The organism is Vibrio sp. SCP2, from assembly GCF_059295395.1.
Genome location: NZ_JCAFVV010000003.1, coordinates 437,366 through 459,830 on the forward strand (window position 1 = coordinate 437,366; position 22,465 = coordinate 459,830).

Genomic DNA, 22,465 nt, shown 5'->3' on the forward strand with positions numbered 1-22,465 from the left:
CCGCCTTGTTAGTTTTCACCAGAGCCTGTTATGTCTTACACCTGCCCTTTATGTCACGAGAACCTTACGCTTTCAGAGCGCACATATCGTTGTCAGAACAATCACGCCTTTGACCTAGCGAAGGAAGGTTATATCAATCTGATGCCTGTTCAGTACAAGCGTTCTAAAGATCCCGGCGATAATAAAGAAATGATGCAGGCGCGTCGTCGCTTTCTAGAAAAAGATCACTATCGCCCACTCAAAGAGCGTGTAGCTCAATTGTGTGCTGAGTTCCTTTCGGGATCACAGCATCGGCTTCTTGATATTGGTTGCGGTGAAGGCTACTACACCACTGAAGTGGCCTCCCATCTAACAAACCAATATGCGCAGTCCAAAACCTACGGATTAGATATCTCTAAAGTTGCGATTCGCTATGCTGCTAAGCGCTACTCGAACTGCCATTTTTCGGTTGCTTCAAGCCATCGACTACCATTCGAAAATGACAGCCTAGATGCGGTACTACGTATCTACGCGCCATGCAAAGCAGAAGAGCTATCTCGCGTGGTTGCTGACTCGGGCATTGTTGTCACAGTGACTCCCGCAGGACGCCACCTCTACCAACTTAGAGACGAAATCTATCCTGATGTTAGGCTTCACAGTGAAGAGGCTGAAATCATTGCCGGCTTTGACTTAGAACAACAAGAAAAACTGTCATACATAATGCAACTCAGCGATGGAGATGGTTACGATCTACTCCAGATGACACCATTTGCGTGGAAGGCCTCTGACACTCTTCGAGATAAACTAAAGTCAGCTACACTTTTTGAGTGTGAGGCTGATTTTATGATCCGCATTTATCGTAAGAAAGCACCTCAATAGATAATAATTCTCATTTTTATTGAGCTCTATTCTGGCCTCCATTACTATTGCCGAACAATCTAATGGAGGCCATTTATGTTTAGGCTCATTGCCACTTCTCTCAGCTGCTTTGCTCTTGCCGCTTGTTCAAGCTCCCCTCTTTCTCCTGAGCAACAATCAATTAGCAGCTACTACGACTACCAGCTATACACCCCTGAAAAACAAGTTGTTTCTATTGATTCGCTTCCAGAGCCACTGAAAACTGCCGATGTTATTCTTGTTGGTGAATGGCACACCCATGCAGGCATACATCGCTTCCAAGTCGATCTGCTTAAGCAACTCGTCAATCAAAGCAAAGACGTCGCGCTATCCATGGAGCAATTCTCACGCGATAAACAAAGCGTTGTTGATTCTTATCTAGCAAGTGAGATTGGTGAACAAGTACTGATCAAACAAGGCGCAGCTTGGCCAAACTATGAAAGTGACTACCGCCCTTTAGTTGAGTTTGCGAAAGCAAATCAGCTAGATGTCATTGCAGCGAATGCACCTAAGCCCATCGTGCGCTGCATTGGGCGGCAAGGGGTTGGCTACCTAGACAAGCTGAATTCCAGCGAACGACAGCAATTGGCTGCAACCATAGATACGTCTAACAGCGCCTATAAAGAGAAGTTCATGGCTTCTATGCACCATGGCAAGCCAGAACAAACTGAACGCCAATTTGCCGCTCAAGTGACTTGGGATGAAACCATGGCGGAAAGCATCGTTAATTACTTGGCAAGTAACCCAAGTAAACAAGTCATCCACATCGCAGGAAAATTCCATTCAGAGCAAGGATTTGGAACAAAGGCGTCGATAATTAAGCGCAATCCGAATCTTAATGTCGTCGTCATCACTCCAACAGATTCACCAGTAGAGTTAGAGGGGCAGGATTACCCACTTGAAGTCTTAGCGCCACCTGTTCGCTATATAAAAATGGAAAATAGAATGGCGGCTTATAAACATCTGTCTAAGCGAAACGATGATTTAGCGTGTAAATAGGCACTGTAATTGCTCTTCTTACCATCAAGTCCCATCAAATGAGAAAGGCTAGCTTGAAAGTTATAAATTGGGCACGATTTATGCTTTATTATTTTTAATTCAAATTTTAAATAATTTGCACAAGTTTTTAACTAAGCGGTCGATATATTGTCTGAGGATGATGTAAGGAGAGCATTATGACACCAGTAGGAATGGAGGCGGCAAAGCTGTCACCAACCCAGCAGGTAAAGCCTCAAGCAACGGCACCCGAATCGAATGCGGGTCAAGCCCCACTTAAGGTTGAACAAAATAAAGTCACGCTTTCAGATGAAGGAAAAGCGCTATTGGCTGCGCTTCAAGAAATCGAAAAAGAGAGTAAAGTACCCAAGGAAGGAGATAAAACCGTTGGTGATAAAGTCGAATCTTTCGCTCACGGCGCATTAGGTATTGACCACCCTGATAAAATTGAAGAAGAGCAAGATGGCTCATATTCGGCGGGGCAATATCTTTCCGCTGCGGCAACAGTCGGAGGAATTCTTTTAGCCATCTTATAGTTTTCTAGTAACACCTCGACAATAGACGCCTTTTCTCCTCACGACAAAGGATGTCATTTGTCGTAGATACCATACGCATTCCATAATTTTGTCTTTCAAGATTATGGATTTTACGCTGTGCGAAACACCTTTTCACTTATCGATAAGCCTACCTTTTTTGGCGCTATCGCACTGCTTGTTGCCATTGTTTTCCCTTTGATTCTGTTTCCCCAACAAGGGGCAGATTGGATAGCAATTGCTAAAAGCTTTATGACCGATAAACTCGGTTTCCTCTACCTTGCACTTGGCCTTGGGGCATTCTTCTTTATGATTTATGTCGTATTCAGCGATATGGGTCAAATCAAGCTCGGTGACCCTGATGAAAAGCCCGAGTTTGCCACTTCGTCTTGGGCGGCAATGCTGTTTTGCGGTGGTATCGGCGCGAGTATTCTTTACTGGGGATGTATCGAGTGGGCCTACTACTATCAATCCCCGCCTTTTCAACTAGAGCCAGGCAGTGAAGAAGCGGTTCGATGGGCAGCCACTTACGGGATTTTCCACTGGGGCCCGATAGCTTGGGCTATCTACCTCATTCCTGCACTCCCTATCGCTTACTTCTTCTATGTGCGCAAACAGCCTGTACTTAAGGTGTCTAGTGCTTTAATGCCTGTGCTGGGAGAGGAACGCACCAAAGGAGCGGTTGGCAAAATCGTCGATGTTTTGTTTATCTTCGGTCTACTAGGCGGAGCAGCAACAACATTGGGCTTAGCCGCCCCCCTTATTGGCGAAGGGTTAAACTTTCTGTTTGGCATCCCGCAATCTACCTTAAGTCAGGTAGCGGTGTTGTTAGTTTGTACCGCCATTTTTGCTTATTCCTCATATGCAGGTATGGAAAAAGGCATCAAGGTACTCAGCAATATCAACTTTTGGGGCGCAATGGGGCTTTTGGCTTTTGTCCTTATCGCTGGCCCGACCATTTTCATGCTTGAGACTGGCTTAGATTCTATCGGTCGCATGTTGTCTAACTTCTTCGTGATGGCAACTTGGGCTGAACCTTTTGGTGGATACGGCAGCTTTGAAAATACTCACTTCCCACAGGATTGGACCATCTTCTACTGGGCGTGGTGGCTCGTTTTTGCACCGAGCATGGGTCTGTTTGTCGCGCGCATCTCGCGCGGAAGAACAATCAAACAAATGGTGTCGGGTTCGATCTTCTTTGGCTCGCTAGGTTGCTTCCTTTTCTTTATGATTCTCGGCAACTACGGCCTCTCACTGCAACTTTCTGGCGAAATGGACATCGTAGGCATTCTTAATACAGAAGGTGCCACCAAAGCGATCTTCTCAATGCTCAGCGCTCTGCCTATGGGCACATTAGTGATTGCGGTATTTACCATTTTGTGTGTGATTTTTACCGCCACGACTTTTGACTCCATCTCTTATATCTTGGCCTCTGTGGTCCAAAACAATGTGACCGAAGAGCCAATGCGTTGGAACCGTATGTTCTGGGCCTTCACCTTATCCTTCCTGCCAACCGTATTAATGTTCCTAGGCGGTCTTAGCACGTTACAAACGGCCGCTATCGTTGGAGGTTTACCCTTATTGGTGATTTCAGTGATGTTGATGATTTCAGCGGTACGAGCCACCAGCTTAGATCTGCGCCACCAAGAGGACTACGTTGAGCCGACGATTAACATTGAAGACTTACCCGAAATGGATCCTTGGTCATCTGAAGGTATTGCACTGGCAAGGTTCGAACGTAGTCGTGACGCCGCACAAGAAGCAGCAGAATTAGAGCGCGAGGCATTTGCTGAAGTGCACAAAGTGAAGAAGCGAATTCGCGCCTTTGCTCTTGAGCATGATGGTGACGAAGAGTTCGGCAATCATCATACTCCGCAAGAGCTGCAAAATGAACTGCAAGCAGCACTCGATGCGGTAGCTAAGGCGCAAGATAAAAAACAAGAAGCCTCCGAGCAAGCAAAACTTGCGCGCGGAGAGTTTAACCAAGCCGTCACGGCCGCGTCAGTTTCTTAGCCTTTACTCAACTCTCCACTATGATAAAAGCTCACCACTGGTGAGTTTTTTTCAACGCTCAATCTAGCTATAAACGCAATCAATTATTGACGGGTGAGTAATAAAAAGACCAGAATGCTCGCTTTAAGCCTAGCGTTCCCCAATGTTATGTGTGAAGTATTTTCCAATCAACCGAAAGAAAACTATCAGACTGTTGCCCGTTCAATTCGTATCGATGGTCATGCAACAAGTATCAAATTAGAGTCGAGCTTCTGGCAAATCCTTGAAGAGATGGCCACGCAGCAAGATATGACTCTACCACGCTTTATCAGCAATATCTATCTTGAAGCGTTAAACTACAATGGTGAGATAAATAACTTCACCTCACTGCTTAGATGTGCCTGCCTTATCTATCTACGCCAACCCAATCCAGCGATGGAAATTGTTAAGCAGCAAGCGGCTGAGCAATAAAGCAAACGACGCTGTCGTACTCTAGTACTACCAACAGCAATTTAAATCCCTTTAAGCTAGCGAAAAATAGCTAAGGGATAACTCATGCCTAAAATGATTCACAGCATGGTGAGAGTCAGCGACCTCACCCGTTCGCTCGACTTTTACCGTGCCGCACTGCAACTGGAAATCAAAGACCAATTCGTTTTTGATAGCTTTACGCTGACCTACCTTGCCAGTCCAGACACTGAATTTGAACTAGAACTGACCTATAACCACGATCAAACGCAAGCCTACACACATGGCACTGGCTATGGGCATCTTGCTGTTAGCGTCGATGATATTGAATCGAGTCATGCGCAACTACTCGCCCTAGGTATTGAGGCGTCAGATATCAAAGCAATCAGCCATCAAGACACCCCGCTCGCGCGCTTCTTTTTTATTACCGATCCGGATGGATACAAGATCGAGTTTCTTCAACGTCAAGGAAGATACCTTTAACGCAACACAAACAGAGCAAACACAATGATCAATTTAACCGCAAAATTTCACGCAACAGCTGGACAGGAAGCAAGCTTAGAGAAGCTCCTCGTCGCTATGATAGCGCCAACACGCAGCGAACCTGGCTGTATCAAATACACACTTCTACGCGACAAGGCAAACCCTAGCGTGTTCCTTTTCCAAGAGCAGTTTGCCAGCCAAGCTGATTTCGATTTTCACTGTGAGCAACCTTATTTCAAGCAATTGCTTGAGGACTTAACCGGACTACTTACCACAGAACCTGAGATCCATTTCTACAGCGAGCTATCAGCAAGCTAAAAAAAGAGCGCCACGATTGGCGCTCTTAACTATTTTTAGATTATTGCTCTGAAGATTCTTTAACCATATGCAGATGAACGTCTTGTTGTGGGAATGGAATCGAGATGCCTTCGCGATCAAATCTGAGTTTCACCTCTTTAGTCACATCCCAGTACACATCCCAATAGTCATCTGTTTTAACCCAAGGACGGACAATGAAATCCACTGAAGAAGTATTCAGTGTATGGACTCGAATATTAGGCTCAGGTGTGCGCAGTACCGCTGGGTGCGTGGTGACAATTTCGGTAAGAATGCTTTCCGCCTTAAGCAAGTCGTCGCTATAGCCAATGCCAAATACCATATCGACACGTCTTACACGTTCATGGGTCACATTCTTAATCACATCTCCCCAGATCTTACCGTTAGGGATAATAATGATCTGGTTGTCGAAGGTCTTAATCGTGGTGTTCACTAAGCTCATATGGCTAACTTTACCGTCTACGCCACCAGCGAAGACAAAATCACCGACATCAAAAGGCTTATAAATCAACAACATCATACCAGCGGCAAAGTTAGATAAGGTATCTTGCAACGCGAAACCGATGATCACACCCGCAATACCAAAACCAGTCAACACAGGGGCAAGGTTCAAGCCTATCTGCGACAAACCAACTAAAATACCGATAACCCACACAACATTGCCCGACATGCCAATAAAGAAGTCTTGCATCAATTGAGACAACTTAAGGTTCTTTGACACTACCGTTTTACTGGTAATTTTTCGTACAAGCTTCGCGAGTAAGCTAGTTGAGAAAATGATCAGGGCAAAGATAAATAAGTGGAAGATATGCTGAGGAGCGTTGTTAGCAACCCAGTCCCAAAGTTTGTCTGACCAATGCGAAATGACAGAGAGGATAACTCTGCCCTCAAGCAGGTCTTGAGTGATACTTCCCGTCACTTCAAAGATTAGGCGCTTGTACTCTGCTGTATCTAGCCCTACTTGATCCGCGATAGAAATCAAAGAATTGAGGCTATCAACCGTAATGTTCATACGCTGCTGAACAATCAGTTGGCCTAGCTGTAAAGTAGCAAGTTCCGATTCTGGGCTTACGGCTAGCTGACGTCCAATAACACTGATTTGTTGGTTAAAGTATTCTACTGATGCAGACGTCAAGCGTAGGCGTTTGTTTAATGAATCTCTAAACTGAGCTTGAGCAATTGACTCGTCCTGACCAAGCTTGTTAAGCCACTCGATGTTCTCCCAAGCAGACTCCATGACATTATCGAAGTAATGTTGTAGCTCTTGAAAATCGTTCAATAATGCGAGCTTTTCTTCATTTTTAGCAGAGTCAATTTCGGCATTCAGAGACTTAATCTTTTCTTCAAGATAGGACATCGCCCCATTGACATAAGTCTGCTGCATCTTTATGTGCGTGATGAGATTGTCGGTGGGTATCGTCCCTTTACTTACCGCTGACTGAAGTGCTGCTCTTAAGCTTTCATTTTTTTGGAAAAGCTTAAGTTGCAGGGCATCTTTTGCGCCGCCCGTCGCTGTTTCGATAGAATCGACTAACTCAGTAAACTCACTAGTGATCTTTGCAACTTCTCTTTCTTGCTTCGAAAGCTGCTCAGCTTCTTGCGAAGCGTAGGCACCGGCTCCGAAGAGAAATCCAAAAGAGATAACTAATCCTACGACAAACATACGCAGGTTTTTACACGACATTAAGTCCATGATGACCTCAAAAGAATGAATACAAGTCTTTGTTTCTTATATTGATGCCCTTAATTGTACACCACAAAACTCAAACGTTTGCATATTGAGTGTTAACTAGGCGCAAATACAAAAACAGCCGCCAATGGCGACTGTTTAAATCTAAGCTCGATTTGGGTGATTGAGGATGTGATCTTCCCAATCCACTACATCGATTTCGTATACCACTTTATTGCGAACACTTTCGCCAGCGGCATGCATGGCTGACTTTGATCCTGTAATGAGTGGGTGCCACTCTGGCAGAGGCTGCTTTTCCGCAAGCAAGCGGTAAGCGCAGGTGTGCGGTAACCAAGTGAAGTCATCGATATCATCACGAGTTAACTTGGTGCACTCCTCACCTGAGGTAAAACGATTTGGGTAATCCTTACACGAGCATGTTTTGCTGTTTAGCCAACTACATGCAACGTTGGTGTAATAGATCTCATCGCTGTCCTCATCCATCAGTTTGTGAAGACAACATTTACCACAACCGTCACAAAGCGATTCCCATTCGTCTTCGGTCATCTCTTCGAGAGCTTTTTGCTGCCAAAACTGCGTCATGTGGTAACCCCAAGTGTTCAAATATCAGTGTGGAAAAAGGAAAGCCGAATTTATATAGATCCTTTATCCAAAGTGCAAGTGATTCTGTTAGGAGGGCTAAATTCAAACTAAGTAGGGGCCACGCAACCGACCGAGGCGTTACCGCTACTGTTTAGCGTTCCTTCAAACGACTATCCCGTTTGATCAACCATTTACCCCCTACCGCATCGAACATTCCTGAAGGTAGCCCTTTAGTGTTCCAAAGTTATGAAAGCATATAAAGAAAAAGCGCCTTTCGGCGCTTTTTATACATCTCTTACCCATACATCTTTGACGTGTTTTTTGAGTAGCTCAATCACGCTCTCGTGTATAAATACCAAGCCATAATCTTCTTCTAGCTTAAATATTAAACGCTCTTCAAGAGGCACATGCTCTAGCTTGGAGAAATCAAAATCTGTAGAATCAACATCTAACCAGTTCAACTTACCGTATTGTTTTTCTTTGTCCGTCAACTTATAGGTTTGATGGATGTATGGCATTCGATAATCTTCGTAAACCTTGATTTGGTCATCTGAAGGCTGGCTAGGAGAGCAATCGACACGAGCATCTAGCCATTCCACACCGTGCTGCACTAGCTGCTCTACCTTCGAGGCAATATCACCAATAATAAATAGCTTTGGTGAGAAAGTCATTTCCAGTAGTAAGTCTGGTTCAACTGGTACAATTGGTTTTGGCGTTTGTTTGAATGGGAAATTTTTTAAGTTTTCACTAGATAATATCTTATATTCTTTATACATGTTTAAAACACCGGGGCTTCTTCATCAAAGTTGAATGGCTCTTGTATAAGACCGATAGCTCCATTTTTTTCCGCGATGTCCCATACATAATTAACTAATTCAGTTGAGAAGAAAACAGTATCATCAGAACCTTCTACTCGAAATATATGTTTCTTGTATTCAGGAATTGAGTTGTACTTCTTCTCGCAAATAAAAAGTTCATCAACAATTAACTCAGGAGGAAGGCCATAGTCAGAGTTATCTTCCATGTAAGTATGACTTTCTTCTTCATTCATTACATCTAATACGTTATTTACTGACATAATATATCTATTCGAATATTTTTTATTTTCTGATTTCAGTGCAGCAGGTAAAAAAATCACTCCGTAGGGATCCCAAGACATGATAGCATTCATTATCAACTCGGAAACCATCCTGTCTCCTTTGTCAATAATATCTGGGACTTCATCCGACTCATGTTCTCCTGACAACCAAATAATAGGGCTTAGAGCTGACACTGGAATATATGAATCACCTGAATAAAGGTACTCCCTTCCGTCATCTGGCTTAGCCATAATGTCATTAGACAATAAGTTTTCACTAAATGTGGCTAGCATTTCAGATTTCATCACTTACCTAACTCCTTAACGTTTCTGAGGCGACCTTTTACTGAGTCAAAAATAATGACTTTTACCTCGGATTTAGTTTTCACTTCTTTATAAATATTCTCATAAACAGAATTCTTGTTTGAAGACGCAAAATACTCTTTATCATCTTTACTATAAGTATCGTTTTCCGCTATCGAACCATTATTTTCTCTTTTGTATTCCAGCGTTTCTCTTGCATCTAACCTTCTGTTATAAAATACAAATTCTTTTGAGCTGTAATGGCTATCCCTCGACGTACACATACCACAACCCGAGTTATGTGCTTTGAATCTAACCCCGTCAGACTTTAGCAATAATTTAAACTTGGATATATATTTTAGAATCTTCTTAGATACTTTATCTATTTCTTTAACATAGACTGCAAAGTCTGTGTCACAATCTAGCTTTTTTAGAGCCAAAGCAAGCTTAATTGCTACGACTTTATGGTAACCAGTAGTTGAGTCAATTGATTTTTCCAGGCTCTTATCTTTCACTTTCGCTGACTCAGCAGACATTTTAGCTTTTGTACTATAAAAAGAACCCTCTATTTTCGGGTCGGTGTGACCCGAAGAATGCTGTGGAGTCTCATAATAACAACAGATTTCTTCATCTGAGGAAAGCAAAACCAAGTTGCTCCCATGATTCATAGACCAACCTTTCCTTTGCATTTGCAAAGTTCTAAAACTTGCAAGGCTGCCTACAACCATATCGCTAATAATGTGATGAGCGTCTAATGTACCAGATTTTAAGTTTAGAGGGTGTGATGAACGAAGTTCAGCGCTTGCTAGTTTATATGAATCTAATTGACGAACTACATCACCCTCAAACTCTTTTACTGAGCTTTTACTTTGTGTTTCTTGTATCGTCACTTTCTACCCTTCCCCTTACCTTTTGTCCTTAGAGCATCAGCACACTCACGTTCACCCTTACCAGCGACTCGTTTACAAATCTTACATCTAACAGCCTTTCTGTCCTTTTCTTCACTAGTTTTATCGTCGGTACGACCAGCTTGAGAGGACTTTCCTTTACTGTGCTTAACCTTCGCCGGATAAGTTTTCTCACTCTTACCTAAGATACGAGCAAACAGATCATCAAATTCGCCCATAGCTTCTTTCAACTTATCTGGCACCATTTTGTCAATAACTTTCACTTCGTCAGCGAGCTTTAAGAAATAGGCACCAAGTTCGTCTGCTCCCATTCTATTTGCGTAAGAGGCAAGCTCGGTTGCTACTTCGATACATGGCTTGAGTACGTCAGAAATTATTCCACTTGCCTGCTTTGCGTAGTCTACCCAATCTAGAGTACGTAAGAACTTTTCTGGGTCACCTTTACCCATACCACGAAGAACTGCGAGTAACGTGTCCTTAGAAGTGCCCTTCCCTCCTTTTAACGCAACTTTACAAGTTCCTTTTACTGCACTACCGAACGTCGGAATACAGCCAATTAGTGTCAAGGAAAGTGCCAACCAGTTTTCCGGTTTATCGCGCTCTTCTTCACTTAACAACGTCATCACGTTCGCAGAAAGATCTCTCACATCAGCGGCTTGGTCAACAACGGGAATCATGGTCAGGGCTGTGTTGGCAATGATTTGTTCTACGGAAGCATCGTCATTAAAATCACCAAGTATGACACCCCAAATCCAGCTAGCCGCTCCCGACATGCGTTTCCATGCATTTTCCCAAAAACCGACTTCCCCTCTTTTCGCTTCTTCTATAAGCAACTGTGCATTAGCGTTCGGATTAAAATTCGGGTTGGTTTTGGTTGGAACATTGGGCATAAAGTCACGGCTATCTTCTCCGTACTCTATATCAAACTCTCCTGGGGCCACACCACCGACCGTGGCTTTACCGCTATTGTCTAGCGTTCCTTCAAAAGTCGCTCCAGTTTGGTCAATGAGTTTATACGTCGCCCCCTGAACAGGGTCACCGTCGGAGTAGGTTAGGAATAGGTCAACCGTATAAGTCCCTTCGGCTTCTTCCGTCACAGTCACTGGTGGATTTTGGGCGCCACCCAAACACATGGTGTTGGCTTTGTTCATGGTCATTTGATCGGAAAGGCGACACACGCCCTTGCCTTCAAATTTAACGGTCGGTGAAGCGGAGATAAATTCGGCTTCTGCTTCTATTGTTCCTGAAGATACGCCTTTTTTGTCGCCGCCAGCATCGCCCGTACTGGCACTGAACTTACTGCCTTTGATAGCAACGCTGTTGCCGCCATCCATCGAGACTGTTGTAGTACCATCGGCTAAATCAGCAGATTTAGCATTATTACCATACGGTATAGGCACTACCGAGTTGCCTACTGTCGTCAGACATACATCGGGAAGCGTGGCATTCGCTTCACCACCTGATCCTTTATGAACCACACTGAGTCCATTTGCACAAACTGTTACGCCCATAACCAATCCATATGAATATGTAATGAGTGAATAATAAAAGAGATCGCATATTGCAATCTCTCTAAATACCTAGTGATTTCCACGGAACTGACCTTAAAAATCACGCTAACTTAAAAATCTGGCAGAAGATCCCACTTTGAATCACATACTCTGCTGATACACTTCCAGTAATCTCTGGAATTTCATGTCGATAACAATGTAGGTTGCTGCGTACATAACGGCGAAGGTAAGCGCACTAAAACCCAAAATTAGCTTAGGAGAAATCACCTTTTTAAGTGGTTTTTTCAAATACTTAGCTTTTAGGTTAACCAGTGTGACTTTTTCTTGTTCCGCTAAGCGGTCATCACGCACAAGACGATAGATAGTATTGCCTATCTCTGTCAGTTTCTCGTTTCCGCGCTCTTCTCGGCCATATTTGCCTTGGAAACCAAGTTGCAGTAGAAGGTAAAGGAACTCTATGACATGGCGATACTTTCGCGGGTCTGCTTTCAATCTTTCAAGAATGATGAAGAACTTGTCGCCTCCTGATGTCTCATTGTGAAACTCAGACAAAAGACTGTTCTGGCTCCAATGGCTATTCGCCCCCCACTCCTGTCGGCATACCGATTCATCGATAGCCGCGCATAAACAGTAGCGAATCACCAATATTGAAGCTCGGTCAAGCTCCATCTCGTTGAGCTTGCGTTCACCTTTACGTATCTCACGGGCGACTTCTTCGCGAAATGGCATTGGGTCATCTAACCATGGAATGGAAGACATGCAAGACAAAGTGGCGATAAGCCAAGAGAACTGGTCAACTAATGGGTTGATTCCCATTGTTTCGATATTAAGATCTTGTACCGCTATATTGCGCGATAAGTCTGGAGGAGGCATCACCTCCATCGGTTTACCTGGTTCCGGCTGGAACAGTACTACCGTTAAATCGGTTTCAGCATAACTCATAGACGAACGGCCCATAGTTGCAACGATAAGTTAGCAAAATCACCAGCAACATGAACTGCAATTGCTGCGGTGTTTTTCAGTGCAGCCCACTCTTCACCACTCTTATCGAGTTCAAAATAGGTGTAACCTGCGTGGTAAGGCAAGGCACGAGGCACAACTGGCATTGGTTTGATCTCAATACCTGGCAACTGCAAGTTTATCAGATCGCGGATGTTGTCAATTGAGCCAATCTTAGTCTGACTGACGAACTGGGTATGCAATACATCGAGTGTTACGTCAGCTTTCACCGCAAGAATAAAGGTCGTAGTATCAATCAGCTTGCTATCAGGAATTGCAGCTGTTCTGATTCCATAGTTCTGGTCTTTCAGGGTCAGTGGCATCGCCCGCTGTTCGGACATCACACTCAAGGTCATTTTCGCACTATCTAACGTACGTGAAAGACAGCTTGTTAAATCACCATGATTATATTTAGTAAATTCAATCGGGCGTCGCGACGCAGAGCATAGCGTAGAGAGCTCACCTTCTGCTTGAAGTAGTGTGCGATACAAAGATTCCGGATGGATCCCTTCACTACTTTCGTAATGCCAAAATAGTGGTTCGTATCGGTTAAGTGCCTGCAAAAGCATAAAATCCGATACCGAAGACACTCCTTGCTGATCCACCACACCAAGTCTTTCTACGATAGACTCTGCTCTGTGTTTGAGCATTGAAGCAAATTCAGTGGCAAATTTGCTGAGAACGGCAGAGGCATGGATATCAATACAGGTAGGAATAAAGGTTTCGTCAAGAATCACACTACCATCAGGCTTAACTTCTGAAATTTTTAAGATCGGAATCGAAGTATATGCACTTTTATCTTCGTGATCGTACATCAAACGGAAGTTTAGTTTGCCCACCGCGATATTCGCCATGTCTTCAGAGTCATAGCACGCATCCACCGCTTCTTGAGATTCAATGGTGTAACGTGCATCGTCCTTTTCGGATCCAAAAATCTCTGAGCGCTCAGAGGGTAGAGGGCAACAAAGATAGACGACTTTGTCCGCGATCGAAGGATCAACATCTTTCACTTCTGGCAACTCTGCTAACAAAGGGAGATCGAAAGGCGTTCTGTCTTGCAGTATACCCTCAGCACGAGTAATCCCGATTTTGCCTAACGCCAGCAATTGCGAGTTAATTTCTAGTCGTTTGATCCCCCAATGAAGTGGCGAGGCAACAGAACTCAGCATACTAGACAGTTTACTTTGCGAACGATCGAGCTGTTGAAAGTGTTGCGGCTTCATGAACATTCCATCTTGCCAAACAACTGGGTTGTATAAAGACATGGTTCTATCCCTTAAAAGTAAACTTGTTCTATGCCGCGAGTGTTATTTGACGTTAACTCGCTGCCTTCAATATTGAGGTTTAAAAAGTACTCGCTCTTCTCTTCAATGATCTCAACTTTACGCCATGAAGAACCGTCAATATCACGAAAAGCGACCGAAAAACCCAAGGCTCTTGTTTCAGGCGTCAGCACCAACATCTCGTGAATTTTGTCGCCTGGCTGGATTTGGTATTCGTAGCGTTTAATGTACTCATCACCCAGTGACGATTTATCGTTTTCAAACAATGCGAAGAAATCTAAGCTTCGAAAAAGTACCGGGGAAGTGAGTTCATGAATGCGCAATATGACCGGAGAAGACTGCCCGCCCTCACGCACGTTTAGTACTGGTGATGCCTCAATCACTAATTCAATTGATGACGTTTCAGGGGTAATTCCTGACGACTCTTTAAACTGGTCCCACATCGAGCACCCTGACATTAGTAGGGAAAACCCTATTAAGATGATGAATCTACGCATGGTTTCCCTTTAACGCTTTGTTGTAATTTTTCTTAATCATGCCGCTCAATGAGCCTTCGTTGAACTGACGACGATTGTTTGAGTAGAAGTCTAGATATTGTTCCCATAGCTTTGACTTTGTGGTGAACAAGGATCCTTTTGTCAGTTCATGGGCAAACATTTCTGGGTCATTTAACTTCGATTGCTCAATGAATAGTTCGCCAAGAGCTCGATTGAACAATACTTGGTGGTCGTTAAGTTCATCGAGCATTTGTTCGATCAGTTCATTTGGCGATAGCAAATTCTGACTATTCAATGTCAGCATCAACTCGGCTAAATTGGTTGCGGATTCATTTGCATTCGGCTCATCTTTTAACGCTTCGACTTCTTGCAATTCTTTCTGTAGATTATCCATACACAGACGTAGACATGTTCCCATCTGTCTAAATAACGCTGCATCGTTTCGGGCTAAATCTGTATTACTAATCCCCAAGCCTTCATAAAATGCTTGGCTGATATCGTTAGTTTGAACAACATTTGGAGTCGACGTCGCTTCACTGGTAATTAGATCGACCTTAGGCTCGTCGATGGCGGAATCTGCGTGCTCTGTTTGGTGTGATGATGGAGTAAAAGGTTGAGTGACTTCTTCCCATTTTTGCCCTAATACTTCGCTAGTCGCAGCAGAACCACCAGTACCTACGGGACTCACCTTCATATTCGGTGTTGGTTCCGACTGTGCGGCAGGCGATTTCGCAGGCTCTTTTGATGTGTCTAATACTGGGGTAGAAGCATTTTCCGACTCATCTCTAGTCTGTTGACTTGCTCTTTCGATACCCATCCAATCTTCTGGAATTAGATTTGGCAGGTCAAACTCAGAATGGATACTCAAGCTATCATCGGCGATTTGACGCGTACTCACTATTGAAGCGGGTTGAGCGTGTTCAGGTTGCTCAACATCTCGAATAAGATAGTCATCATCACGATGCATTGAAAAATTGAGGTGCGCAACGGGATCATGACTGTCCACTTCTGTCTGTTTGGTTTCCATAAACAGATCTTCTAATACACCGCTTTGGTCTTCTTCTTCGACCATCGCCTCACCAAGATTGAGCAGTGGGTCACTCGACACTCTCTCAGGCGCAATATCAGCCGCAATATCTTGATTGCTAGTTACAAGTTCAAGGGAAACACCGATTTCATACTGGCCAAGTGTAATAACATCACCATCGCATATTGAAACGGGCTGATTCTTCAATATCTTATTGCCGTTTACCATGGTGCCATTAGTACTCACGTCACTAATGTAATGTGTATCACCGTAAATACTCACTAAACAATGAGTGCCTGATATGAATCGATTATGGTCTGAGAGAGAGACGGTACACCCCGCAGCCCTACCAATTGAACCACCACTTTCTGGCATCTCAATGTGCTTGGCACCGGTGTACTCCTCCGGACATTTAGAAATGAATAGAACAAGCTGATGTAAGCGCATTGCTAACCTTTAAAATAGCAGTGATACAGAAAGTTCAACGCCACCAATTCCATCATTTACGACAGGAAGGATATAGGAAGCCTGGGGAATTATTTGGATATGTGCGTCAGGATTGCTGCCCAATTTGATTACAGTACCAATTGTCGCGACTGCGCCCACTTCAAACTGATCGATATCCTCAAGTTGAGAACCGTACCTGAAGCCTTCGTTGTCTACCTTCCAACGGTTGGAGTATTGGGAGTAGCCAAGTGACAAACCCGCGCCAAGATAAGGAGTGAATACAGACCAAGTCTCAAGCGCGTATTGAGGAACAACACGTAACTCGAAGTTAGTTGTTTCTTGGTACACACCATTTGCTGGCGCTTTAATATCTTCAGACAAGTAGTTTAGACCAAGCCACCAGCGCCAACGGTTGTTGTTCTCGTCAATCGGTCGAGTATGCACGATACCGTAACGAAGCGAATCCTGTTTACCACTAGCGCCCTGCTTATAATTGATGCTGTCGATGTTGATCATATTGACCGAAGCACCGTAACGCTCACCTTTGGCTAGAGCAAAGGTTGAGAATAGACACAAGGCTGAGATTAGCCCGACTTGACTTGGTTTTAGCATTTCGTCCCTCTAAGAAAAACCGACGATTAAAAGTAGAGGCGAAAGATATCAATAATAATCTCTTTTTCAATAAGCTAAAAAATCCCTCCATCAAATAAGACAATTCGACTATTAATAAAAACATATTAACTATTATAAATTGCACAAAGCCGGGTTAAGTCTCCGGCTGATAAATCACTAGAAACAACTATTAACTAACAAAATGGTCAATATAATTGATTACATATACATCGTTTAAAAATGATTAAAATACATACAAACTCTAATTAACTTCGCTTATTTAGTAGTAGCTAAATAAGCAGATCATAAATATAAAGATGATACATTGGTTCCAGAACACACACCATTGATAAGTCATGTCAATGATTTTGAGCCCATTATTCACACAAAAATACCAAATTTATGCGAGTGACCGCACTATTCTTAATGTCAGATAGCTCAAGATAACGCAGTAAAACGTGAACTCAACTCACATTAAGTTAAATTATATGTTTTTTATTATTAGTTATTGTTCAATTTCTTTCTTTTAACTATAAAATCCTCCACAAAGTAATTCTTAATAAAAATAAACAAACCTTAATAACAAAATTTATACTACACGCTAACGTGTGAGTAATTAATAAACAGTTGGTAAAAAATATGTTTTTCAGCGACTTCGCCAGAAGGCCAATCGATGAAAGTAATCCAAGCGGCTTAAACCCAAATGGCTTGGATGACTTTGATGAGATCAAGCGTCAAATAAACAACTTGAATAAAGTAACAGGGCGAGTGTCGTGGAAAAATGTTCAGGCATTGTCGAAGAAAATCCTCACCTCCCATGGCAAGGACTTTCGTTGCAGCTGCTATTTCACTGTCGCCTCCACTCACAATGAAGGGTTGAAAGGTTTAGTTGAAGGCCTCAATTCCTTGCTAGATCTGTGTATCGTGTATTGGTATTCAGCATACCCAGAGCACTCAAAATCTAATGCGAGAATGAGTGCAATTGAATGGATGGTTGAGTACGTAGAAAAACGTATAAAAAAGCATAACCCTCGCCCAGAGGAGTTGCCATTAATCGAGGCAGCACACCAACTATGCTTACGTATTGAAGAAGAACTCCGTCTTCACTATGGAATTAAAGCCCCTTCGTTTGGTCGCATTCGTCGCATATTAAACCAATGGATCGAGGAGTTTAAGGAAGCCCAGCAGGCACGTAAAGCTACCGAGCTTTCAACGGCACCGTCTCCTGTTCGCCCTCAAGCTCCGGCACCTGCGATTAAAGTCGATATCGCCCCGACAGTCTCGGGCAAGCCAACCAAAGAGAAACAAAAGGTTGAGCCCACTTCCACAAAATCGAACCCTATCGTTCTTTACGCACTAATAGGTCTAATTGTTGCCGCGTTGGCCGCCCATTTTATCCACAAACAGCAAGAATTCGAATCACTTAAGCTGCAGATTGAACAGGCCTCGTTAACAGAGCTTTCCGAAGTTGCGGATTCATTGATGTCTGAAAACAAAGCCCACACGCCTTCTTTAAGGAAACCTACGGTGGATCGACTAAGTTCTCTAATGCAGGATTGGTATTTAGATCCAGTAAAAGTCAGCCGTATAGATACGATTGATGAACTGACATCTAAGTTGACAACGATCTATCCAGATTCTTCCTCTATCCAACAACTTAGACAGAGCTTTAAAACTCGTCGTTCTATTTTCGAAGACGAGTACACAGCCATTCACAAGCGATTTGCTCACGCAAGAACCGTGTTCGCTAATGTCGCCAATCAGAACTCAGATAAAGAGACTGTAGCTGCATATAAGTACAGCAACTCACTCTTTCCGTTGCTCGGTAGAATTGAGTACGCAGAAAAACAGATGGAACAATCAGAAGTCGATCGTTCATTACTGTTGCTCAACACCTACTTGTACAAATTAAATCAACTAAAAACCGCAACGAATAGTAATAAATAACAACGTCAAAAAATTAAAGGCTTATGTTCAAACAAAAACTACTAAGAAACCCCATCGTGGTTTCCAGCGTGATTGCTCTGCTTCTTGCAGTGACATTAACTGCTGTTTACATATTCTGGCTACAAGAAGCTAACAAGCTATTCTTATGGATAGGATTAGGCACAATCGCTGCTTTTTACCTAATTTTCCAGCTCACGCTTTGGTATAAGAAAAAAAATAATCTAAAAGCACAGCGCCTTGAGACTGAAGAAGAAGCACTTTCAATGGTCATGCGCCCATTGCTCGCTAACGCTGGCAAAAAGCCAATCTACTTCCTGATTGGAAACAAAGCATCTGGTCGACGTCAGTTTTTGTTCAATTCCAGTGCCATTAAGCCAATGGACAAAACTCGAACCGCAAAAAACGACTTTTTCGAGTGGTATGAATCCGACAATGCCGTCTATGTAAAACCCGATCAGAGATTGGTTTTCCAAGAGGTATCAAGCAGTGACGCTTCTTTATGGGCAACGTTCGTCGATGAAGTGATACGTTACAGACCACGCAAGCCGTTTTCTGGCTGCCTGCTGTTTATTGATTTTGAGTTCCTGATCATTTCAGAACCTGAACAGAAGGATTACACGCTGACGGCTTTGTTGGAACGAATGAAATCCGTTAGCGAGAAAACATCGTCTGCCCTGCCCGTCTATCTAATGATGTCTAAGCTAGACAAGCTTGACGGATTCAAAGAATACGTGAGCTTCAGTTCGCTTAAATCTCGCGTAGAGTTTCTTTCTATTCCATTAAAAGAAGCAAAAGGTGTCCTCACCGAATACTACCGCGATAGCTACCAAAACTTGGTAAAAGTGCTAGAGGCGAATGCACTAGATTCCTCATCAACATCGAATGATGTGGGCGAAAAGCAAGCGATTTTGTCTTTTCCAAAACAGTTTGAGCTATGCCAAGCAGAAGTGGGTTATGTACTTGATCGCCTTTGTGAAGCCAACAGTGGCTTATATACCTTAGATCTACGCGAAATATTCTTTTGCTCTAGTTTACAAGGCGGTCGTAAGTACAACCTACTGGCAAAGAGTTGCAGTAACTACTTTAACTTGCCAATCATTGCCTCTGAACATACTCATTTAACAGAAACGCCTTATTTCTCAAGGTTTCTCATGGACTCTCAAGTTTTACCTGAGAGTGACTTTGCCGGAGAAAACAAAACGTACCTCCGCATAATACAAAGACAAAGCCGTCTTGCGATGCTCACTTCTGTCGTTTTACTCGTGGGTGGCGGCTACTTTTTTGCAACAACGCTAGACAGCAACCTGCGTGTAATCAACCAGTTACTTGGTATTGATGAGACTAGTCAACTTGATCAAAATTCTGACTTCAATACCCTGCTAACTGATGCAAACAACTCTGTTCAGCCGTCTTACAATGCTTGGTTAAGTGGTTCTAAAGCGCTAGACGAAGAGTTATTACCGTTGAACATTAGTCGTTTAGACGAAAGCACAAAAATCGCGTATATAGCCCTTCTGCATCAAGTATCTCAGCGAATAATGCCAATTATCGAGAGCGGTTATCGGATTCAATTGACTCAGAATCTTCATGACGTAAATCGTGCGCTACCTTTGCTAAAAGGTTACTTGATGCTCAACGATCCTACTAAACGAGATATCAAGTTCCTTCGTAATCAAACACTTGAGGTACTAGACGGCCTTAGTAACCCGGAACTGGCTCAACAGACTATGGGTTATCTTGACGCTTATTTCCGTACTGAGTTTGCTCCTGTTAACATCAGTATGGACATTGTTCGTGCCACAAGACGCTCGCTCCTATCAAATTCTAATGTTGATCTTGTCTACGCAGGTATATTGAGCCAAGCGGATTCCATCGGTTTAGGTACTCTAGATCTACAGCGTGCAGTAGGGTTTGAGTTTAGCAATGTATTTTCAACACCGAGCGACCGTGAAAGCTTGGTCATTGATAAAGCATACACTTCAACAGGCTTTAGTACCTTCTATCGACCTCGTGTAGATTTATTGTCAAAACAGGTTATCAGTGACAACTGGGTGCTTGGGCTATCAAATCATGTAATCCCTACCCAAGAAGAGCAAGAAGCCTTCAAAGATCAAGTCCGTAAAAAGTATACGGATGACTACATCAGCTACTGGCGCAATGCGTTAAGTGAGCTCAAAGTACAGCACTACGATAACGTAGGTGATCTTACTAATGCCGTGGATCTAATTTCGGGGCCTTCGTCTCCTTTAACCACCGTTTTAAAACAAGTTTACACGAATACACAGTTCTCTCCTGTAGGAGAAAAAAACGCCCTAGTTTCAAAGGTTAACCCTAAGTTGCTTGAGGTAGCCAATTCCGCTTCGGAAGCGGCAGAAGAGGTGCTAAAACCTGATTACTTGCTAATGAAGCGTGTGGAACAAGCATTTAACTTGTTAAACCAATTGCAAGTGAGTGAGACACCTAACTCACCGACACCATGGGATGAAACAATCGCCGCTCTAAGTCGCGTTCGTACCTACATGAAAGACATTGCCGATGCCCCGGATCCACAAATGGCAGCGTTGGCTGCGGCTCAGCATCGAATGAACAGTACTGATGCCGATCCGCTAATTAAGCTTAAACAGATAGCTCAAAAATCGCCGGAGCCAGTGAGAAGTTGGCTGCTTGAAGTGGTGAAACAAAGTTGGTCAGTGATGATTACCGAATCATCAAAGGGCATCCAAACTCAGTGGTACAGCGAAATATACTCTAAGTTCAGAGAGCTTGGACTTGGTAAATATCCGTTCGACCTGTCTGCGACAGAAGAGATCTCTATTGAAGACTTTGAACTTCTTTTTGCTTCGGGCGGATTACTAGACACATTCATACAAAAGAATTTTGCACCTTTTTATGACACAAACCTATGGGTACCAAAGCAAGTTGATGGCGAGACAATGCCAATTTCTCCCGCTCTTTTGGTCCAACTGCGCAACTACAATGTCATAAGAGATACGTTAATTAACAAGAGCACTAACCGTATCAATATTCCTTTTAGTGCCAAAGTATTAGACCTTGATTCAAGTGCTATCAGAGCCAGCATTAAGATTGCCGACACTGATATTAGCTACTATCACGGTCCAAGCCGAATTCGTGAGATGGAGTGGCCACCGCAAAATGGTGACTTCAATATTAGCATCACGATCCAAGATGTAACCGACGAAGGTAAACAACACGTTTTAAATAAGAGTGGTCAATGGGCGATATATAGATTGCTAGGTGATTCGTCCCTGACAAACACTCATAACGGTAGCTTCGTCAGTAACATAAAAGTGTCAGGAAGGGATTTGAGCCTTCGTATCACCCCACTGACACCTAAAAACCCGTTTACTCTTGCGGAGCTGTATAACTTTACACTTCCAGAGTCAATTTAATAAACATATAAGAATAAATTAGGCAGAACACATGATTTCTAACATGACTTTACAAGGCTTAGATAAGTTGGATCGCAAAATACTTTCGAGCCTTTTATCGAACGGACGTCAGTCTATTGCAAATCTTTCTCGCAACATCGGTTTGTCACGTACCGCAGTCGCAGAGCGTATCAACCGATTAGAGCAAACAGGTATCATTAAAGGGTATACGGCTCAAATTCGCATAGAAAATGAAGGCCGAACAGCGGCTAGTTACCTGCTTATTTCTTGCGAGAAAGGCAAGAAAAATGATGTCACCAATGCGCTCAAAGAGATTCCAGAGGTACGCTTAACAAGCGTTGTGGGTGGCAACTTTGATATTATTGCCCTGATCGAAGCTCCAGACCTACAGTCTATTCACCACCTATCTAACGAGATAGAGGCTTTTAGTGGTATTCAAAAGCTCGACACAACCGTCGTACTCCACCAGCCTATCAGTCGTTAAAAG

21 protein-coding genes are annotated in these 22,465 nt (G+C 43.3%); 10 read left to right on the plus strand and 11 right to left on the minus strand.

What is annotated here, in order from left to right; all coding sequences use genetic code 11:
• Positions 1-30 precede the first annotated feature (30 nt).
• From rlmA to AC5O63_RS13160, 7 genes are all read left to right on the plus strand, one after another.
• Complete coding sequence (rlmA, locus tag AC5O63_RS13130) at positions 31-858, plus strand: 23S rRNA (guanine(745)-N(1))-methyltransferase (RefSeq protein ID WP_494505293.1); 828 nt, start codon at positions 31-33, stop codon at positions 856-858.
• 75 nt (positions 859-933) lie between these two features.
• Positions 934-1,875, plus strand: a complete 942-nt coding sequence (locus AC5O63_RS13135; protein ID WP_494505294.1) for a ChaN family lipoprotein — start codon at positions 934-936, stop codon at positions 1,873-1,875.
• A gap of 176 nt (positions 1,876-2,051) precedes the next feature.
• Complete coding sequence (locus AC5O63_RS13140) at positions 2,052-2,408, plus strand: hypothetical protein (protein ID WP_004748677.1); 357 nt, start codon at positions 2,052-2,054, stop codon at positions 2,406-2,408.
• 117 nt (positions 2,409-2,525) lie between these two features.
• Positions 2,526-4,418, plus strand: coding sequence for a BCCT family transporter (locus tag AC5O63_RS13145; protein ID WP_494505295.1), 1,893 nt, complete (start codon positions 2,526-2,528; stop codon positions 4,416-4,418).
• Positions 4,419-4,565: 147 nt separating this feature from the next.
• Entirely contained in the window at positions 4,566-4,868 is a 303-nt protein-coding gene (locus AC5O63_RS13150; RefSeq protein ID WP_038197836.1) for a ribbon-helix-helix domain-containing protein, read from the plus strand.
• A gap of 84 nt (positions 4,869-4,952) precedes the next feature.
• A complete protein-coding gene (locus AC5O63_RS13155; protein ID WP_494505296.1) occupies positions 4,953-5,348 on the plus strand; it encodes a VOC family protein in 396 nt (131 codons plus the stop codon).
• 24 nt (positions 5,349-5,372) lie between these two features.
• A complete protein-coding gene (locus AC5O63_RS13160; RefSeq protein ID WP_004748673.1) occupies positions 5,373-5,666 on the plus strand; it encodes a putative quinol monooxygenase in 294 nt (97 codons plus the stop codon).
• A 40-nt stretch (positions 5,667-5,706) separates the two neighbouring features.
• On the opposite strand, the gene AC5O63_RS13165 is transcribed toward AC5O63_RS13160, so the two are convergent.
• The 11 genes from AC5O63_RS13165 to AC5O63_RS13215 form a co-directional block, all read right to left on the minus strand.
• Positions 5,707-7,347 carry a mechanosensitive ion channel family protein gene (locus tag AC5O63_RS13165; protein WP_494505321.1) on the minus strand — a complete coding sequence of 547 codons (1,641 nt, stop codon included), beginning with the start codon at positions 7,345-7,347 and terminating at the stop codon, positions 5,707-5,709.
• A gap of 171 nt (positions 7,348-7,518) precedes the next feature.
• Positions 7,519-7,956 (minus strand): YcgN family cysteine cluster protein, encoded by a 438-nt coding sequence (locus AC5O63_RS13170; protein ID WP_004748671.1) that lies wholly within the window; start codon positions 7,954-7,956, stop codon positions 7,519-7,521.
• Positions 7,957-8,240: 284 nt separating this feature from the next.
• Complete coding sequence (locus AC5O63_RS13175; protein ID WP_494505297.1) at positions 8,241-8,732, minus strand: hypothetical protein; 492 nt, start codon at positions 8,730-8,732, stop codon at positions 8,241-8,243.
• Positions 8,733-8,734: 2 nt separating this feature from the next.
• Positions 8,735-9,340, minus strand: a complete 606-nt coding sequence (locus AC5O63_RS13180) for an imm11 family protein (protein ID WP_494505322.1) — start codon at positions 9,338-9,340, stop codon at positions 8,735-8,737.
• Positions 9,340-10,227, minus strand: coding sequence for an AHH domain-containing protein (locus tag AC5O63_RS13185; protein WP_494505298.1), 888 nt, complete (start codon positions 10,225-10,227; stop codon positions 9,340-9,342). Before AC5O63_RS13185 ends, AC5O63_RS13180 begins: the two co-directional genes overlap by 1 nt.
• Complete coding sequence (locus tag AC5O63_RS13190; protein ID WP_494505299.1) at positions 10,224-11,756, minus strand: PAAR-like domain-containing protein; 1,533 nt, start codon at positions 11,754-11,756, stop codon at positions 10,224-10,226. Before AC5O63_RS13190 ends, AC5O63_RS13185 begins: the two co-directional genes overlap by 4 nt.
• 141 nt (positions 11,757-11,897) lie before the next feature.
• Positions 11,898-12,698: a type IVB secretion system protein IcmH/DotU gene (icmH, locus tag AC5O63_RS13195; protein ID WP_494505300.1), complete on the minus strand. Its 801-nt coding sequence runs from the start codon at positions 12,696-12,698 to the stop codon at positions 11,898-11,900.
• Positions 12,695-14,020: a type VI secretion system baseplate subunit TssK gene (tssK, locus tag AC5O63_RS13200; RefSeq protein ID WP_494505301.1), complete on the minus strand. Its 1,326-nt coding sequence runs from the start codon at positions 14,018-14,020 to the stop codon at positions 12,695-12,697. The genes icmH and tssK overlap by 4 nt, the downstream gene beginning before the upstream one ends.
• A gap of 11 nt (positions 14,021-14,031) precedes the next feature.
• Complete coding sequence (gene tssJ / locus AC5O63_RS13205) at positions 14,032-14,535, minus strand: type VI secretion system lipoprotein TssJ (RefSeq protein ID WP_071881245.1); 504 nt, start codon at positions 14,533-14,535, stop codon at positions 14,032-14,034.
• Positions 14,528-16,009, minus strand: a complete 1,482-nt coding sequence (locus tag AC5O63_RS13210) for a type VI secretion system-associated FHA domain protein (RefSeq protein WP_494505302.1) — start codon at positions 16,007-16,009, stop codon at positions 14,528-14,530. The genes tssJ and AC5O63_RS13210 overlap by 8 nt, the downstream gene beginning before the upstream one ends.
• A gap of 9 nt (positions 16,010-16,018) precedes the next feature.
• Positions 16,019-16,621 (minus strand): putative outer membrane beta-barrel protein, encoded by a 603-nt coding sequence (locus AC5O63_RS13215; protein ID WP_494505303.1) that lies wholly within the window; start codon positions 16,619-16,621, stop codon positions 16,019-16,021.
• A gap of 639 nt (positions 16,622-17,260) precedes the next feature.
• Between AC5O63_RS13215 and AC5O63_RS13220 the strand changes: the two genes are divergently transcribed.
• The 3 genes from AC5O63_RS13220 to AC5O63_RS13230 are packed head-to-tail and all read left to right on the plus strand — an operon-like array spanning position 17,261 to position 22,462.
• A complete protein-coding gene (locus AC5O63_RS13220; protein WP_494505304.1) occupies positions 17,261-18,568 on the plus strand; it encodes a type VI secretion system ImpA family N-terminal domain-containing protein in 1,308 nt (435 codons plus the stop codon).
• A gap of 23 nt (positions 18,569-18,591) precedes the next feature.
• Entirely contained in the window at positions 18,592-21,978 is a 3,387-nt protein-coding gene (gene tssM / locus AC5O63_RS13225; protein WP_494505305.1) for a type VI secretion system membrane subunit TssM, read from the plus strand.
• Between the two features lie 31 nt (positions 21,979-22,009).
• Complete coding sequence (locus AC5O63_RS13230; RefSeq protein WP_004743867.1) at positions 22,010-22,462, plus strand: Lrp/AsnC family transcriptional regulator; 453 nt, start codon at positions 22,010-22,012, stop codon at positions 22,460-22,462.
• Positions 22,463-22,465: the final 3 nt, after the last annotated feature.